This window comes from Acidovorax sp. SUPP1855 (assembly GCF_030158955.1).
Lineage (GTDB): Bacteria > Pseudomonadota > Gammaproteobacteria > Burkholderiales > Burkholderiaceae_C > Paracidovorax.
In genome coordinates, this window is sequence record NZ_BQXI01000006.1 from 118016 (window position 1) to 132694 (window position 14679).

Consider the following 14679-nt stretch of genomic DNA (forward strand, 5'->3'; position numbering starts at 1 on the left):
GCTCACCGCGGCGGCGCGTCGCCCGGCGCCCCGAGCGGTGCCGGCCGCCACGGACTGCGCCCCGTCAGCTCCCCCACGATGGCCGCCTTCAGCGGCGCCAGCCGCCGGGCGCCCTGCAGCACCAGTTGCCGCACGGCGCGGGGCAGGGGGCGCGCGTCGGTGTACAGCCGCACGATGGCGTTGGTGCCTTCATAGATCGGCCAGGCGCGGCGGTGGTGCGCGCGGGCATAGGGCCGCAGCGCGTCGGCGCTGCCGATGTCCCGGCCGCGCTGCCGGGCATCGGCGAGGGCGCGCGCCAGGCCCTCCACGCCGGCCAGGCCCAGGTTGTAGCCATGGGCGGTCACCGGGTGCATGCCCACGGCGGCATCGCCCAGCAGCGCGCAGCGGTGCCCGGCGAAGCGGTCCGCATAGGTGGCGACCAGCGGGTAGGCGTGGCGCTCGCCCACCAGCGCCATCGCGCCGAGCCGGCCCGCGAACTGGGCCTGCACCTGCGCGGCGAACGTGGCGGCGTCCTGCGCCATCAGGGCCGCCGCCTCGGCCGCGCCGGTGGTGACGACCACGGAGCACTGCGGCGCGCCGTCCGCCGGGTCGTCCGGCAGCGGCAGCACGGCCAGGGTGCGGTCGTGTCCGAAGGCCTCGTGCGCGATGCCGTGGTGGGGTGCTGCGTGGCGCATGCGGCAGACGATGACGGTGCGCCCGAAGTCCGCCATGCGCGCGCCGATGCCCAGTTGCCGGCGGGTGGCGGAAAACCGGCTGTCGGCGGCCACGACCAGCCGGGCCTGCAGGCGCGTGCGGGGCGCGGCCGGATCGCCTGCATCGCCAGCGGCTGGCATGGTTTCCACCGCCGCATGGTCGGCCGCCACGGACACCTGCGCCACCTGCGCGCCGGCCAGGATGCGCACGCCCGGCCGCTGCGACGCCACGGCGTGGGCGGTGCGGCGCAGCGCGTGGTTGGGCACGATCCAGCCCAGGTGCGCGACCCCCTGGTCCGCGGCCTGGCCCGGGTGCAGCCGCAGCGGCGCGTGCCGCCCTACCGGGCCGTCGTGCACCCGGGCCTCGGCGATGCGGCCGATCTCGTGTGGGGCCAGCAGCGCCCAGGTGCCCAGGCGGCGCAGCGTGTCGCCGCTGGCGTGGGTGAGCGCGATCTCGCGGCCATCGGGCGCGGGATCGGCGAGCGCGGTGGCGGGTTGCCGGTCCAGCACCGTGCTGGTGAAACCGGCCTGGCACAGGGCGATGGCCAGCGACAGGCCGGCCGGGCCCGCGCCGACGATGAGAACGTCGCAATGCTGCTGGGGCATGGGAGGAAAGACCAAGGAAGGCGAGCGCCCGGCGGGCGCCGGCGGCCATTGTGCGGGCCCCGCCGCGCCTCCGGCTTGCACTGGGTCAAGGGAATGTGGCCGGCCGGGTTGGATTAGTTTGCTATCAATTCAATAGCAACATGCCCTAGTATCAATTGCTTTGGAGGCCCAAAAGGCCCCAATGCCTCGCGGCGGCACCCCGGCGGGCCATGGGGCCACGGCCCGCTGCGTCACACCGCCCGGTAGAAGAACGTGGTGCCGCACGGCGCGCCGTCGGGCATCAGGGCATAGCCCGGTACCTCGCCCACGCGCTGCCAGCCGGCGCGGGCGTAGAGCCGTTCGGCGTCGCCGCCGGTCACCGTGTCCAGCACCATCAGGGTCTTGCCCTCCTGCCGGGCGACCGCGTCCACGGCGTCCAGCAACTGCCGGGCCACGCCCTGGCGGCGGGCGCGGCGGTGCACCAGCATCTTGGCCACGTCGGCCCGGTGCGGCTGGTTCTCGGGCTGTGCCAGCACGAGCTGCACGGTGCCCAGCACCGCGCCGCTGTCCACCGCTTCGGCGATGAGCAGCGCCCGTTCGCCGCGCGCCACGCCCTCGGCCACGCCGCGCCAGAAATCCACGGCCCTGTCGTGCGCCAGCGGATGCATGAAGCTCACCGAAGCGCCGCCGGCCACGCAGTCGATCAGCACCTCGGCCAGCGCCGGCACGCAGGCGGCGGCTTCGTTCACGCCCAGGCGGCGCACGGTCACGGCAGGGGCGCCGGCGGGGACTTCGGCGGAGGGCGTGGCGAGTGAGGTGGCGGCGGTCATGTCGGGCTCCGGGTCGGGTGGGGTGGAATGGCGGGCAGGGTGGCCAGGGCCACCAGGTAGCGCGCGGGGCTGCGCGTGGGGTTGCGGTATTCGATGGCGCCCTCCAGCCGGTGGGCCAGGCAGTCGCCGGCCTCCAGCCGCCAGACCGTGCCATCCAGCGCGATGTCCATGCGGCCGTCGATCATCCAGATCTGCTGGTGGATCTCCGCGCCGCGGTCGGCCCGCTCGTAGGCCACGCGCTGGCCCGGGGGAAACACCACGTCCACGAGCTGCAGCGGCGACGCCACCGTGGGCGACACGTTGCGCCGCAGGTAGCCGGAGGCGGGGTCGGTCCACACGGGCTGCTGCGCCACGCGGGCCACGGGCGAGGGCGCGGCGCGGCCTTCGTCGCTCTCGGCCTGGGGCGCATCGAACAGCGAGGCCAGCGCCACGCCCAGGCCGGTGGCCAGCTTGTCCAGCACGGTGGCGGTGGGGCTGCTTTCGCCGCGCTCGATGAGCGAGATGTTGGAGCGGCTCACGCCGCTGCGTTCGGCCAGGGCGTCGAGCGAGAGGCCGCGCGCATCGCGCAGTTCGCGCACGCGGCGGGCCAGGCGGGTATTGATGTCCATGCCTCCAGTTTAATGGAAATGATTCCAGAAAAATGGATGCGCGCCGGATCAAGGCCGGATCAAGGCCGGGTCAATGCCGTATCAGGCCCCCTGCGCAGGCATCGCCCGCAGCGTCGCCGCCCAAAAGACCAGCGCCGCCAGGCTGAGCCCCAAGCCCAGCGCGCACACGCCGGGCCAGCCGGCAAGGCCGTACACCGCGGTCGATGCCACCGCCCCCAGGCCGCTGCCCACCGCGTAGAACAGCATGTAGCAGCCCACCAGGCGGCCGTGCGCCTCGGGCCGGGTGCGCAAGATCAGGCCCTGGTTGACCACGTGGACCGCCTGCCCGCCCAGGTCGAGCAGGACGATGCCCACCGCCAGCGCCCACAGCGTGTGCGCCGCGAACGCGATGGGCACCCACGACGCCAGCAGGCATGCCAGCGCGAGGCCGGTGGTCCATTGCCCCTGGCCCCGGTCCACGGAACGGCCGGCCCGCGTGGCGGCCAGGGCACCCACCACGCCGACCAGCCCGAACGCGCCGATGGCGGTGTGCGACAGGGCATGGGGCGGCGCGCTCAGCGGCAGCACCAGCGCGCTCCAGAAGACGCTGAACGCCGCGAACATCAGCAGCCCGATCACGCCGCGGATCTGCAGCACGCGCTCGGTCGCCAGCAGCGTGCCCATCGAGCGCAGCAGCGGCCAGTAGCCCAGCGTTGCCGGGGGCACGCGGGCGGGCGGCAGGGCCTTCCACAGCAGCGCCAGCATCGCCAGCGACAACCCGCACGAGACCAGGTACACGGCGCGCCAGCCCGCCAGGTCCGTGACCGCGCCGGCCAGCGTGCGGGCCAGCAGCAGGCCGATGACGATGCCGCCCTGCACGGCGCCGACCACGCGGCCCCGCTCGGCGGGAGGGGCCAGCGTGGCGGCGCAGGCGATCAGCCCTTGCGTCATGGCCGTCCCCAGCAGCCCGATGGCGGCCATGGCCGCCAGCAACAGCAGCGGCGTGGGCGCCCAGGCCACGCCCAGCAGCGCCAGCGCCAGCAGCACCAACTGCCCGCACAGCAGGCGCTTTCGGTCCACCCGATCGCCCAGCGCCACCACGAACAGCAGTGCGATGGCGCAGCCCACCTGGGTGGCGGTGATCACGCCGCCCACCGCCATGGCGGGGATGCCGAAATCCAGCGCGATGGCATCCAGCAGGGGTTGCGCGTAGTAGACATTGGCGACGCTCACGCCGCAGCACACGGCCAGCAGGCGCACGAGGCCCGGCGTCAGAGTGGGCCTGGGGGCGGCGCGCCGGGCAGGCGGGGTGGTGGCGGTCATGGGCTCTGATCCAGTTGCTGATTGAAACTGGATCGAGTGTAGTCCCATCCTGTTTTAAAATGAAACCACTTTGGTGCGTGGATCGAATGCCCGGTCTGCCACCGGCACCCAAGGAGTGGCCATGGCCAAAAGAAAAAGCCTCGCGGATTCCCCCTGCCCAGTGGCCCGTTCGCTCGACGTAGTGGGCGACCGCTGGTCGATGCTGATCGTGCGCGATGCGTTCGACGGACTGCGGCGCTTCGGCGAGTTCCAGGCCAGCCTGGGCGCGGCGCGCAACATCCTCAGCGACCGCCTGCGCACGCTGGTGGAAGAGGGCGTGCTGGAGATCGCGCCCGCCTCCGATGGCAGCGCCTACCAGGAATACGTGCTGACCGCCAAGGGCGAGACGCTGTTCCCGGTGGTCGTGGCCCTGCGCCAGTGGGGCGAGGCGCACCTGTACGCCCGGGGCGAGAAGCACTCGGTGCTCGTCGATCGCGCCACGGGCAAGCCGCTGCCGAAAGCCCTGCTGCGGCTGGAGGACGGGCGGGTCGTCTGGCCGGCGGACACCCTCGTGAAGAAGGTGCGTGCGCGGCCCTGATCCGCGCGGCCGCCGGCATACTGGGCCCATGCCCCGCAACATCGAAATCAAGGCACGCCTGCCGTCGCCCGGCGCATTGGCCGCGCTGGAGGCCCGCGCCGCAGTGCTGGCCGACCGCGGCCCGGAGCGGATCCACCAGGACGACACGTTCTTTTGCTGCGCGGCCGGCCGGCTCAAGCTGCGCGCGTTCTCCGCCGGCGCGGGCGAGCTGATCTTCTACCGCCGCCCCGACGTGCAGGGGCCCAAGACCGCGTTCTACGTGCGCACGCCCACGGCCGATCCCGACGGGCTGCGCGAGGCGCTCACGCTGGCGCACGGCCAGGCGGGGCGGGTGGTCAAGGAACGCACGCTGTACCTGGTGGGCCGCACGCGCGTGCACCTGGACCGCGTGGCGGGCCTGGGCGAGTTCATGGAACTGGAGGTGGTGCTGGCCGAGGCCGAGCTGGAAGACGCCGGCCTGCGGGAGGCGCACGACCTGATGGCCCGGCTCGGCGTGGCGCCGGCGCAGTGGGTGGACTGCGCCTACGTCGATCTGCTGCGCGGCCGGGGCGGCTGACGCCCGGGCGCGCGCGCTGCGCCGCAGGGCTTTGGCCCCGCGGCACGCCCTTCAGCAGGGCACGCCGTTGCGCTCGATGAGCCAGGCGGGGGCGTCCTGCAGCGCCACGGGGCGAAGGAACCGGTCCAGCGCCGCGTAGCCGACCGAGGTGGTGAACGGCGCGGTGCTGGCGGGGTAGGGGCCGCCGTGCATCTGCGCGCCAGTCACGGCCACACCGGTGGGCACGCCCGCGAACAGCACGCGGCCGGCCACCTGCGTGGCGGCGCGCACCAGCGTGCGGTGCTCGGCGGTGTCGGCATCGGCGCCCCACAGGGTGACGGTGAGCGAGCCGCCGATGGCCTGCAGCACGGCCACGGTCTCCTCGATGGAGGCCACGCGCACCACCAGCGCGGCGGAGCCGAAGACCTCTTCGTGCAGCGCAGGGTCGGCGATGAAGTCGGCCGCCTGCACTTCGCCCAGGAACGGGCGCGGCGTGGCGCCGGCCTCGGCCGTTTCGCTCACCAGGGCCCGGAGCTTGCCGTGGCCGCGCCATGCGGCCACGCCCCGGTCGAATGCGCCGCGGATGCCGGGGGTGAGCATGGCGTGCGGCGCCAGGGGGCGCAGCTTGTCGGCCAGCGCCTGCACGAAGGCATTGCCCGAGGCGTCCTGGCGCACGACGATCACGCCGGGGCTGGTGCAGAACTGGCCCGAGCCCAGGCAGATGGAGCCGGCCAGCGTCTCGGCCAACGCGGCACCGTTGGCCTGCAGCGCCGAAGGCAGCGCCACCAGCGGGTTCACCGAACCCAGTTCGCCGTGGAACGGGATCGGGCGCGGACGCTCTGCGGCCACCTTGGCCAGCGCCGTGCCGCCCTTGAACGAGCCGGTGAACGCCACGGCCGCGACCGCCGGCGCCTGCACCAGGCGCACGCCGGCCTCGATCGAGCCGCCCTGCACCAACTGGAACACGCCGGCCAGCAGGCCGCGCGCGGCCACCACGGATTGCGCCAGCGCCGCGGTCTGGCGCGACAGCTCGGGGTGTGCGGGGTGCGCCTTCACCACCACCGGGCAGCCGGCCGCGAGGGCCGAGGCGGTGTCGCCGCCCAGCACCGAGAACGCGAACGGGAAGTTGCTGGCCGAGAACATGGCCACCGGCCCCACGGGCACGCGCACGCGGGTCAGGCGCGGGCGGCCGGCGGGCGGCGCACCGGCCACGGCCGCGTCGTCCAGCACGGTGTGGGCCGCGCCGCGCTCCAGCACTTCGGCAAAGCCGCGCAGCTGGAAGGCCGTGCGGTCCAGCTCGCCGTTCAGGCGCACCGGGCCCAGGCCGCTTTCGCGGTCGGCCACGGGCACCAGGGCTTCGCGCTGGGCTTCCAGGGCCTCGGCCAGCGCGCGCAGCAGGGCGGCGCGGTCGGCAGCCGGGGTGGCGGCGAAGGCATCGGCGGCGCTCGCCGCGGTGGCCACAGCGGCGTCGATCTCGGCCGGGGTGGATTCGGGCCAAGGGGCGCCGTGGGGCTGGCCGGTGCGGGCGTCGATGGATTGCAGGGTGTTGTCGGGCATGGAGGTTCCTGAAAAGGGCAAGGGCCGTCGCGGCCTGCTGTCTCACTGAATGGAATTGTTCGCCGATCGGCAGGGGCCCGCCGGTGGGAGCCTGCCATCGTAATGAAAGGGCGAGCCACCTAAAATCCCTGCGGCCCGCCGCCACTTCCCTGCGCGGTTCTGAATTCCATTTTGTGAGACAAACATGCCTGCATCGCCCGGAGACGGCACCGCCGCGCTCGAAAAAGCCCTCGACGTGCTGGACGCCGTGGGCGCCGCACCGCAAGGCCTGAGCCACGCCGACCTGGCGGCCCGGCTGGCGTTGCCCCGCACCACGGCCTACCGCCTGCTGGCCACGCTGGTGGCGCGCGGCATGCTGCGCCGCGATCCGCTGCGCAAGGTGTACTGCCTGGGCGTGCGCTGCTTCGAGCTGGCACGCCAGGCCCATGCCATGCCCGATCTGGCCGCGGCGGCCGTGATGGAACTGCGCACGTTGCGCGACCTGACGGGCGAGACCACCTACCTGGCCGCGCTGGACGGGCGCGACGTGGTGTCGCTCGAGCGCTGCGATGGCGCGCACAGCCAGCGCTCGTCCAGCGCCCTGGGCCAGCGCAAGCCGGTGTACTGCACCAGCCAGGGCAAGGCCATCCTCTCCGCCATGGACGGCGCGGCGCGCGATGCCCTGGTGCGCGAACTGGTGCTGCGCCCCGTCACGCCCCGCACGCTGACCGACCGGCGGCGCCTGCTGGCCGAGCTGCGGGTGACGGCGGCGCGCGGCTACGCCATCGACGACGAAGAGATCGTGCCCGGCGTGCGCTGCGTGGGCGCGCCCATCATCGACGGCCTGGGCCAGGTGCGCGGCGCGCTCAGCGTGGCCGGGCCGGCTTGGCGGCTCACGCCCGAGCGGCTGGAGCTGCTGGGCCCCGAGGTGGCCGAGGCCGCGCGCCGCGTGGGCGCGCAGTTGCACGGCGTGCGCCCCACCCTGGGCGATGCCGAGGCCCGCCCCGTGCCCGGCCCCTGGGCGTTCCACGGTGCCCACCCGCGCTGGTGCGCGGCCAGCGGCCGGCTGTTCTGGGCCGACACGCTCGCCCCCGCGCTGCGGGCGGTGGGCCCGGGGGACGAAGGCGACACGCTCTGGGCCGAGGCCGAAGGCCCCGTGCATGGCCTGCTGCTGGGGCAGGACGGCAGCGGCGAGGCGCAAGCGACCGGTGCCGGCCCCGCCACCGCGCCCCCGCCCATCGCGTGGTGCGCCCATGGCGCCTTCGCGCTGCCCCGGGGCGGGCCGGCGCAGCGCCTGGCCCCCTGGCCCGCGCTGCCGGCCCAGGCCGTCTGCCGCGGCGCGGGCGGCGACCTTTGGCTGGCGTGCGAGACGCCCGAGGGCGGCAGCGCCGTGGGCTGCCTGCGGCCCGGCGCGCCGCTGGAGGTGCGCTGGCGCCTGCCCGAGCCGGTGCAGTGCCTGCGCTGGCGCGCGGCGGACGGCACCCTCTGGGCCGCCGTGCCGGACACGGGCGCCATCCTGTCGCTGCAGCCCGAGACCGGCGCCGTGCGCCGCCTCGTTTCCGTACCCAAGGGCTCGGGCCGGGTGAGCGGCCTGGCGCTGGATGCGGAGGGCGGGGTGTGGACGGCCCTGCGCGATGGGTGGAGTGTGGTGCGTTTTCTGCCCGACGGGAGCCTGGACCGCGTCGTGGCGCTGCCGGTGCCCTGTCCCACCGACGTGGAACTGGGCGGGGCCGACGGGCGGCGGCTGTTCATCACCACGGCGCGCCAGCCGGTGCCGCTAGATGTGCTGGTCAAGGCCCCGCTGTCGGGCCGGCTGTTCGAGGTGGCCGTGTAGCGGAGCGCCGTTTCGTTCCCAGTTGATGGCGTCTTTATTGAAACAAAAGGTTGTGTACGGGTTGGTTCACCCTATGGCGCGAAGGCGTTTCGTTACTTTGTAAAGCGGCGGAAGCGGTGGCCAGGCCGTGGATACAACTCGATGCATTCGCGGCGCCACACCGTATGGCATTTCAAACGCCCGTGAAACAATTTCCGCCTGCCCGGTCCACCCCGTGACCGCCAAGGGGCCGCAGAGCCTCCCGAGCACCGCATCCGCCGCCCCTTGGCGCTTGTTTCCAGACCTCAACGAAAGTGTTTCCATGAAGAAGTTCTCACTGAGCGCCGTTGCGCTCGCCCTGCTGCTGTCCGGTTGCGCCACCACGGGCGATGGCAGCAAGAGCGGTTCCGGCACCTCGGCCATCTCCAGCGTGCTGGGCGCCGCCACCGCCGGCGGTTCCAACTCCAGCAGCACCGAGAACAAGGCGGGCGCCGCGCTGGACGTGTTCAAGGCCGTGACCGTGTCCGACGAAGAACTCAAGACCGTCTCGCTGCAGTACCGCAACTACGAAGACCGCACCGAGAACGCCGCCCCGGCCAACAACAAGTACGCGCAGCGCCTGGCGCGCCTGACCAAGAAGCACGTGAACGAAGACGGCATGAAGCTGAACTTCAAGGTGTACCTGAGCAAGGACGTGAACGCCAACGCCACGGCCGACGGCTCCATCCGCGTGTACAGCGGCCTCATGGACATGATGAACGACCAGGAACTGCTGGGCGTGATCGGCCACGAAATCGGCCACGTGAAGCTGCAGCACTCGCTGTCGGCCATGCGCACGGCCTACATGGCCTCCGCCGGCCGCAAGGCCGCGTCCGCCGCGGGCGGTGTGGGCCGCTTGGCCGATTCCGACCTGGGCGCCCTGGGCGAGAAGCTGGTCAACAGCCAGTTCTCGCAAAGCCAGGAAACCGCCGCCGACGACTACGGCCTGGCCTTCATGAAGAAGCACAAGTACAAGGTGCAGGCCATGGAGTCGGCCTTCCGCAAGATCGCCTCGCTGAGCGGCAAGAGCGGCGGCATGGACGCCATGCTGTCCACCCACCCGGACGCGGGCGGCCGTGCGGACCGCATGCGCGATCTGGCCTCGGCGAAGTAATCGGCCAGCCTGAGGCAGCCAGTCAAGGCAGCCAAACCAGAAAGGCGGCGGGCGAAGGCCCGGCCGCCTTTTTTGGTTTTTGCAGGGCGTGGGGGTGGGGCGCCTTCCGGTGCCACCCTCCCGCGAGAGGTGTTTTCCTACGCCCCGCCAGAACCCCGCTCGATAGAGTGGACAGCCTTTGCGTCTCATTTCCGAAAAGGACTCCCACATGCGCGTAGACATCTATCGCCGAGCCGAAGCCGATGGCAAGTTCTCCCACCTCGCCGTGCCCGAAGGGCGCCCCATCCCGCAGGAGGCGATCAACGTGGACTGGGACACCGAAGCCCGCGGCCAGGAGATGGACGAGAACGCCGACCACTGGGACGACTACGGCATCGCGCAGCCGGCCGCGCAGATCGAGGAAAAGGGCTACGCCATCACCAGCGTGCACGAGCTGACCGACTGACCCCGGGGCCGGCGGGCAGGGCCCTGCTGCCGCTCCCTTCGCAAAGCCGCCCGCCGCACCCGGCCGGCGGCTTTGTCCATTCGGGGACGCCCGCCCGGTGACAGCGGCGGTGGCGCACGCTACGCTGCGGCGCCATGGAGACAAAAAACACCCCCCCGTTCGTTCCCCAGATCCGCCTGTACCAGGACTGGCTGCAGGCCCGCCACGGACTGGCCTTCGCGGACTACGACGCGCTCTGGCGCTGGTCCGTCACCGACCTCGATGCGTTCTGGCAGAGCATCTGGGACTACTTCGACCTGCAGTCGCCCACGCCGCACACGGCCGTGCTGGCACGCAATGCCATGCCGGGGGCCGTGTGGTTTCCCGGGGCGCAGGTCAACTACGCGCGCCAGGTGCTGCGCCATGTGGACCCGGCGCACGCCGCGGGCCTGCCGGCCGTGGTGAGCCGCAACGAGCGCGGCCTGCACCGCGAGCTGTCCTGGCCCGAGCTGCGCCGCCAGGTCGCCTCGCTCGCGCTGCACCTGCGCCGCCAGGGCGTGCGGCGCGGCGACCGCGTGGCGGCCTACCTGCCCAACATCCCCGAGGCCATGGTGGCCCTGCTGGCCACGGCCAGCCTGGGCGCGGTGTGGAGCGTGTGCGCGCCCGACATGGGCACGGCCGCCGTGCTGGACCGCTTCCGCCAGATCGCGCCCAAGGTGCTGATCGCGGTGGACGGCGTGACCTACGGCGGGCGCGACCACGACCGCAGCGGCGTGCTGGCCGAGCTGCGCGCGGCGCTGCCCTCGGTCACCCACATGGTGGTGGTGCAGCACCTGCATGCTCCTGAAACCATAGCAGACACGGCAGATTTTTCTAGGGCATGCGGCCAAAACGATGCCGAAGTGGCTGCGTTCGAGCCCGAGTGGCTGCCGTTCGACCACCCGCTGTGGATCGTCTACTCCAGCGGCACCACCGGCCTGCCCAAGCCCATCGTGCACGGCCACGGCGGCATGGTGCTGGTGGCGCTGCAGCTCAAGGGGCTGCACAACGACATCGGCTGCAGCTACGAGCCCAATTCGTTCGGCGAGCGCTACCACTGGTACAGCTCGACCGGCTGGGTGATGTGGAACGCGCAGGTGAGCGGCCTGCTGGCGGGCACAACGTGCGTGATCTACGACGGCAACCCGGGCGGCAGCCGCGAGCGGCCCGACTGGGGCACGCTCTGGCGCTTCGCCGCCGAGACGGGCGTGACGTTCTTCGGCGCGGGCGCGGCCTTCTACGCCAACTGCATGAAGTCGGGCCTGTCGCTCACGGACTGCGGCGACCTCTCTCGCGTGCGGGCACTGGGCACCACCGGCTCGCCGCTCGCGCCCGAGGTGCAGGCCTGGGGCACGGCGCAGTTCCGCGCCCTGGGCGTGTCGGGGCATGCGGACGGCGACATCTGGTGGAACAACATCTCCGGCGGCACCGATTTTTGCGGCGCCTTCATCGGCGGGCACCGCGAGCTGCCCCAGGTGCCCGGCGAGATGCAGTGCCGCATGCTGGGCGCGGCGGTGGAGGCCTGGAACGCCGAGGGCCAGCCGGTGATCGACGAGGTGGGCGAACTGGTGTGCACGCAGCCCATCCCGTCCATGCCGCTGTACCTGTGGGGCGATGGCGAGCCGGGCCCGGCCGGGCGGGGCGGCGACCCGAACGGCAAACGCTACCTGGCGAGCTACTTCGACATGTACCCGCCGGGCCACGGCCGGCGGCCGGGCGGCGGCGACGGGCCCGTGGAGATGGGCCCGGTCTGGCGCCACGGCGACTGGATCCGGATCGGCCGACACGGCGGCTGCGTGATCTACGGGCGCAGCGATGCCACCATCAACCGCCACGGCCTGCGCATGGGCACGAGCGAGATCTATCGCGCCGTCGAGGCCCTGCCCGAGGTACTGGACAGCCTGGTGGTCGACCTGGAATCGCTGGGCCGCGACAGCTACATGCCGCTCTTCGTCGCGCTGCGGGGCGGCGTGGTGCTGGACGACGCCCTGCGCGGGCGCATCGCCGCGGCCATCCGCACCGCGCTGTCGCCGCGCTTCGTGCCGGACGAGATCGTGCAGGTGGCCGAGGTGCCGCGCACGCTGAGCGGCAAGAAGCAGGAGCTGCCCATCAAGAAGCTGCTGCTGGGCCAGCCGCTGGACAAAGTGGTCAACCAGGACGCCATGGCCAACCCGGGCTGCCTGCCCTGGTACGTGGCGTTCGCGCGGCAGCGCACGGCCGGCGCTGCTGCGCATTAGCGCTTCAGCGCGTCAGCGCGCCGTCACGCGGCCGCGGGGCGGGCGCGCACCAGCGTGCTCTTGCCGAACAGGCTCTGCACCAGGTCGACCACCAGCTCGGCGGTCTGGTTGCGGATGTCGAGCGCGGGGTTCAGCTCCACGATGTCCAGCGAGGCCAGGCGGCCCGTGTCCGCGATCATCTCCATGCACAGCTGCGCCTCGCGGTAGTTGGGGCCGCCGCGCACGGTGGTGCCGGTGCCGGGGGCGATCTCGGGGTCGAGGAAGTCCACGTCGAAGCTCAGGTGCAGGTGCACGCCTTCGCCGGCCTCGCCCTCCAGCCCGTCGAGCGCACGGCGCATGACCTCGCGCATGCCCAGCTCGTCGATGGAGCGCATGTCGTACACCTCGATGCCCAACTCGCGGATCAGGCGCTTTTCCTCGTCGTCCACGCTGCGCAGGCCGATCTGGCACAGCTGCGCGCCCTGCAGCGCGGGCACGGCGCCGCCCAGGGCCGACAGCGATTCGGGGCCGAAGCCGTACAGGCTCGCCACGGGAATGCCGTGCACGTTGCCGCTGGGCGAGATGGCGGGCGTGTTGCAGTCCGCGTGGGCATCGAGCCAGAGCACGCGCAGGCGCTTGCCCGTCTGGCGGCAGTGCCGCGCGACCGCGCTGATCGAGCCCACCGCTAGGTGGTGGTCGCCCCCGAGCAGGATGGGCATGCGGCCGGCGGCGAACTGCGCGGACACGGCGTCGTGCACCGCGCGGTTCCAAGCCACGCATTCCGCCAGATTGCGCAGCCCGTGGTCGCCCCGCGCGCTTTGCGGGTTGGGCGGGCCGAAGAGGTTGCCGGCATCTTCCACGTCCACGCCGAACCGTGCGAGGGCCGGGCCCAGCTGGGCGACGCGCAGGGCGTCGGGCCCCATGGCCGCGCCCAGGCGCGCGGCGCCGGCGTCGGTGGGGGCGCCGATGAGGGTGGCGCGCGTGTGCGGGGCGGCGGGGGTAGCGATGTCGGTCATGGGTTCATCTCCTGGAAACGCACGGCGTGCGGGCGCCGTGGCGCCAAAGTTTTCACCCACATGCGGTCTGGCGGCATGCGGAAAAAGGGATGGGGCGCGTGCAGTGTGCACGCGGATGGTGACGATGGGTGCCGTGTGCTGGCGCGGCCCACCCGTGCTTAAAGCGCTTCCGCCAGGTGGGCGGCGGCCTGCACCAGCGGGGGTGCGCCTGCGGGCGTGCCCAAGGCGATCCACGGCTGGATCTGGGCGTACAGGTCCTTGGGGTCGGCCTGGTCGGGAATCAGCTCCAGCGGCTGCAGCAGGCCCGCGCTGCGGCCCAGGGCGCGCATGAAGCGCAGGGCGGAATAGTCCTCCAGCGCAAAGCCCACCGAGTCGAACACGGTGACCTGCGCGGGCGAGGTGCGGGCCGGCGCCTCGCCGCGCACCACGCGCCAGAACTCGGTCACGGGGAAGTCGGCAGGCATCTGCTGCAGGTCGCCTTCGATGCGGGTCTGGGGTTCGTACTCCACGAACACGCTGGCCGCCCGCAGCACCTCGGCCGCCAGTTCGGTCTTGCCGGGGCAGTCGCCGCCCACGGCGTTGATGTGCATGCCAGGCTCGACCAGGTCGCCGTGCAGGATCGTGGCGTAGGCCTTGTCGGCGGTGACGGTGGTGACGATGTCCGCGCCGCGCACGGCCTCGGCGGTGCTGGCGCAGCGGACGATCTCCAGCTCCCCCCGCGCCACCAGCGGCGCGAGGTTGGCCGCCAGCTTGGCCGTGGCGGCCGGGTCGATGTCGTACAGGCGCAGCTCGCCGATGCCCAGCAGGCCCACGAAGGCCAGGGCCTGGAACTCGCTCTGCGCGCCGTTGCCGATCAGCGCCATGCTGCGGCTGTCCGGGCGGGCCAGGTAGCGCGCGGCCATGGCCGACGTGGCCGCGGTGCGCAGCGCCGTGGTCAGGGTGAGCTCGCTCAGGAAGGAGGGGTGGCCGGTGGCTACGTCGGCCAGTGCGCCGAAGGCCATCACCGTGGGCAGGCCGTGGCGGGTGTTGACCGGGTGGCCGTTCACGTACTTGAAGGCGTAGTCGCGGGCGTCGGCAACGGGCATGAGTTCGATGACGCCATTGGGCGAATGGCTCGCGGTGCGCGCGGACTTGTCGAAGTCCTGCCACCGGGCGTAGTCCTCTTCGATGGCCTGCGCCATGCCGCGCAGGCATTCCACCACGCCGGTGCGGCCGACCAATTGCGCGGCGCGCGTGGCGCTCAGGAACTCGGTGGACATGGTGCCGGGGATGGGGCGTTGGTCGGGGGTCATGGGATCGGCTCCTCGTCGATGGGCGCGCCACGCGACGGGGGTCGGGGCGGCATGGGTCCTA

The 14679-nt window shown here is 72.7% G+C and carries 13 protein-coding genes; 6 read left to right on the forward strand and 7 right to left on the reverse strand.

From position 1 onward, the window contains the following. Window positions 1-2: 2 nt before the first annotated feature. The 4 genes from ubiM to AVMA1855_RS07405 all read right to left on the reverse strand — a co-directional run bounded on the left by ubiM (window position 3) and on the right by AVMA1855_RS07405 (window position 4017). Window positions 3-1298 carry a 5-demethoxyubiquinol-8 5-hydroxylase UbiM gene (ubiM, locus tag AVMA1855_RS07390; protein ID WP_284425206.1) on the reverse strand — a complete coding sequence of 432 codons (1296 nt, stop codon included), beginning with the start codon at window positions 1296-1298 and terminating at the stop codon, window positions 3-5. 230 nt (window positions 1299-1528) lie between these two features. Beyond that, window positions 1529-2107 (reverse strand): GNAT family N-acetyltransferase, encoded by a 579-nt coding sequence (locus AVMA1855_RS07395; RefSeq protein ID WP_284425207.1) that lies wholly within the window; start codon window positions 2105-2107, stop codon window positions 1529-1531. Further along, window positions 2104-2715 carry a helix-turn-helix domain-containing protein gene (locus AVMA1855_RS07400; protein ID WP_284425208.1) on the reverse strand — a complete coding sequence of 204 codons (612 nt, stop codon included), beginning with the start codon at window positions 2713-2715 and terminating at the stop codon, window positions 2104-2106. The genes AVMA1855_RS07395 and AVMA1855_RS07400 overlap by 4 nt, the downstream gene beginning before the upstream one ends. Before the next feature lie 81 nt (window positions 2716-2796). Further along, a complete protein-coding gene (locus AVMA1855_RS07405; RefSeq protein ID WP_284425209.1) occupies window positions 2797-4017 on the reverse strand; it encodes an MFS transporter in 1221 nt (406 codons plus the stop codon). A gap of 121 nt (window positions 4018-4138) precedes the next feature. Here AVMA1855_RS07405 and AVMA1855_RS07410 point away from each other — a divergent pair, with 121 nt between their 5' ends. Both AVMA1855_RS07410 and AVMA1855_RS07415 read left to right on the forward strand, forming a co-directional pair. Continuing rightward, window positions 4139-4594 (forward strand): winged helix-turn-helix transcriptional regulator, encoded by a 456-nt coding sequence (locus tag AVMA1855_RS07410; protein ID WP_284425210.1) that lies wholly within the window; start codon window positions 4139-4141, stop codon window positions 4592-4594. A 28-nt stretch (window positions 4595-4622) separates the two neighbouring features. After that, window positions 4623-5150 (forward strand): class IV adenylate cyclase, encoded by a 528-nt coding sequence (locus tag AVMA1855_RS07415; protein WP_284425211.1) that lies wholly within the window; start codon window positions 4623-4625, stop codon window positions 5148-5150. Between the two features lie 51 nt (window positions 5151-5201). On the opposite strand, the gene AVMA1855_RS07420 is transcribed toward AVMA1855_RS07415, so the two are convergent. Then, complete coding sequence (locus AVMA1855_RS07420; protein WP_284425212.1) at window positions 5202-6686, reverse strand: aldehyde dehydrogenase (NADP(+)); 1485 nt, start codon at window positions 6684-6686, stop codon at window positions 5202-5204. 184 nt (window positions 6687-6870) lie between these two features. Here AVMA1855_RS07420 and AVMA1855_RS07425 point away from each other — a divergent pair, with 184 nt between their 5' ends. The 4 genes from AVMA1855_RS07425 to AVMA1855_RS07440 all read left to right on the forward strand — a co-directional run bounded on the left by AVMA1855_RS07425 (window position 6871) and on the right by AVMA1855_RS07440 (window position 12331). After that, a complete protein-coding gene (locus AVMA1855_RS07425; RefSeq protein ID WP_284425213.1) occupies window positions 6871-8499 on the forward strand; it encodes an IclR family transcriptional regulator domain-containing protein in 1629 nt (542 codons plus the stop codon). A 301-nt stretch (window positions 8500-8800) separates the two neighbouring features. After that, window positions 8801-9631: a M48 family metallopeptidase gene (locus AVMA1855_RS07430; RefSeq protein WP_284425214.1), complete on the forward strand. Its 831-nt coding sequence runs from the start codon at window positions 8801-8803 to the stop codon at window positions 9629-9631. 208 nt (window positions 9632-9839) lie between these two features. Further along, window positions 9840-10076 (forward strand): DUF6139 family protein, encoded by a 237-nt coding sequence (locus tag AVMA1855_RS07435; protein WP_272566159.1) that lies wholly within the window; start codon window positions 9840-9842, stop codon window positions 10074-10076. 134 nt (window positions 10077-10210) lie between these two features. After that, on the forward strand, window positions 10211-12331 hold the full coding sequence (locus tag AVMA1855_RS07440) for an acetoacetate--CoA ligase (RefSeq protein WP_284425215.1): 2121 nt from the start codon (window positions 10211-10213) through the stop codon (window positions 12329-12331). Window positions 12332-12354: 23 nt separating this feature from the next. Here AVMA1855_RS07440 and rocF read toward each other — a convergent pair whose 3' ends face one another. Both rocF and ocd read right to left on the reverse strand, forming a co-directional pair. Further along, window positions 12355-13326 (reverse strand): arginase, encoded by a 972-nt coding sequence (gene rocF, locus AVMA1855_RS07445; RefSeq protein WP_284425216.1) that lies wholly within the window; start codon window positions 13324-13326, stop codon window positions 12355-12357. A 158-nt stretch (window positions 13327-13484) separates the two neighbouring features. Beyond that, complete coding sequence (gene ocd / locus AVMA1855_RS07450) at window positions 13485-14618, reverse strand: ornithine cyclodeaminase (RefSeq protein ID WP_284425217.1); 1134 nt, start codon at window positions 14616-14618, stop codon at window positions 13485-13487. Window positions 14619-14679 lie beyond the last annotated feature (61 nt).

What these genes read in the sequence shown, in the direction of transcription:
- ubiM (WP_284425206.1), bottom strand. Translation starts at nt 1,298, where the DNA reads ATGCCCCAGCAGCATTGCGACGTTCTCATCGTCGGCGCGGGCCCGGCC.
- AVMA1855_RS07395 (WP_284425207.1), bottom strand. Translation starts at nt 2,107, where the DNA reads ATGACCGCCGCCACCTCACTCGCCACGCCCTCCGCCGAAGTCCCCGCC.
- AVMA1855_RS07400 (WP_284425208.1), bottom strand. Translation starts at nt 2,715, where the DNA reads ATGGACATCAATACCCGCCTGGCCCGCCGCGTGCGCGAACTGCGCGAT.
- AVMA1855_RS07405 (WP_284425209.1), bottom strand. Translation starts at nt 4,017, where the DNA reads ATGACCGCCACCACCCCGCCTGCCCGGCGCGCCGCCCCCAGGCCCACT.
- AVMA1855_RS07410 (WP_284425210.1), top strand. Translation starts at nt 4,139, where the DNA reads ATGGCCAAAAGAAAAAGCCTCGCGGATTCCCCCTGCCCAGTGGCCCGT.
- AVMA1855_RS07415 (WP_284425211.1), top strand. Translation starts at nt 4,623, where the DNA reads ATGCCCCGCAACATCGAAATCAAGGCACGCCTGCCGTCGCCCGGCGCA.
- AVMA1855_RS07420 (WP_284425212.1), bottom strand. Translation starts at nt 6,686, where the DNA reads ATGCCCGACAACACCCTGCAATCCATCGACGCCCGCACCGGCCAGCCC.
- AVMA1855_RS07425 (WP_284425213.1), top strand. Translation starts at nt 6,871, where the DNA reads ATGCCTGCATCGCCCGGAGACGGCACCGCCGCGCTCGAAAAAGCCCTC.
- AVMA1855_RS07430 (WP_284425214.1), top strand. Translation starts at nt 8,801, where the DNA reads ATGAAGAAGTTCTCACTGAGCGCCGTTGCGCTCGCCCTGCTGCTGTCC.
- AVMA1855_RS07435 (WP_272566159.1), top strand. Translation starts at nt 9,840, where the DNA reads ATGCGCGTAGACATCTATCGCCGAGCCGAAGCCGATGGCAAGTTCTCC.
- AVMA1855_RS07440 (WP_284425215.1), top strand. Translation starts at nt 10,211, where the DNA reads ATGGAGACAAAAAACACCCCCCCGTTCGTTCCCCAGATCCGCCTGTAC.
- rocF (WP_284425216.1), bottom strand. Translation starts at nt 13,326, where the DNA reads ATGACCGACATCGCTACCCCCGCCGCCCCGCACACGCGCGCCACCCTC.
- ocd (WP_284425217.1), bottom strand. Translation starts at nt 14,618, where the DNA reads ATGACCCCCGACCAACGCCCCATCCCCGGCACCATGTCCACCGAGTTC.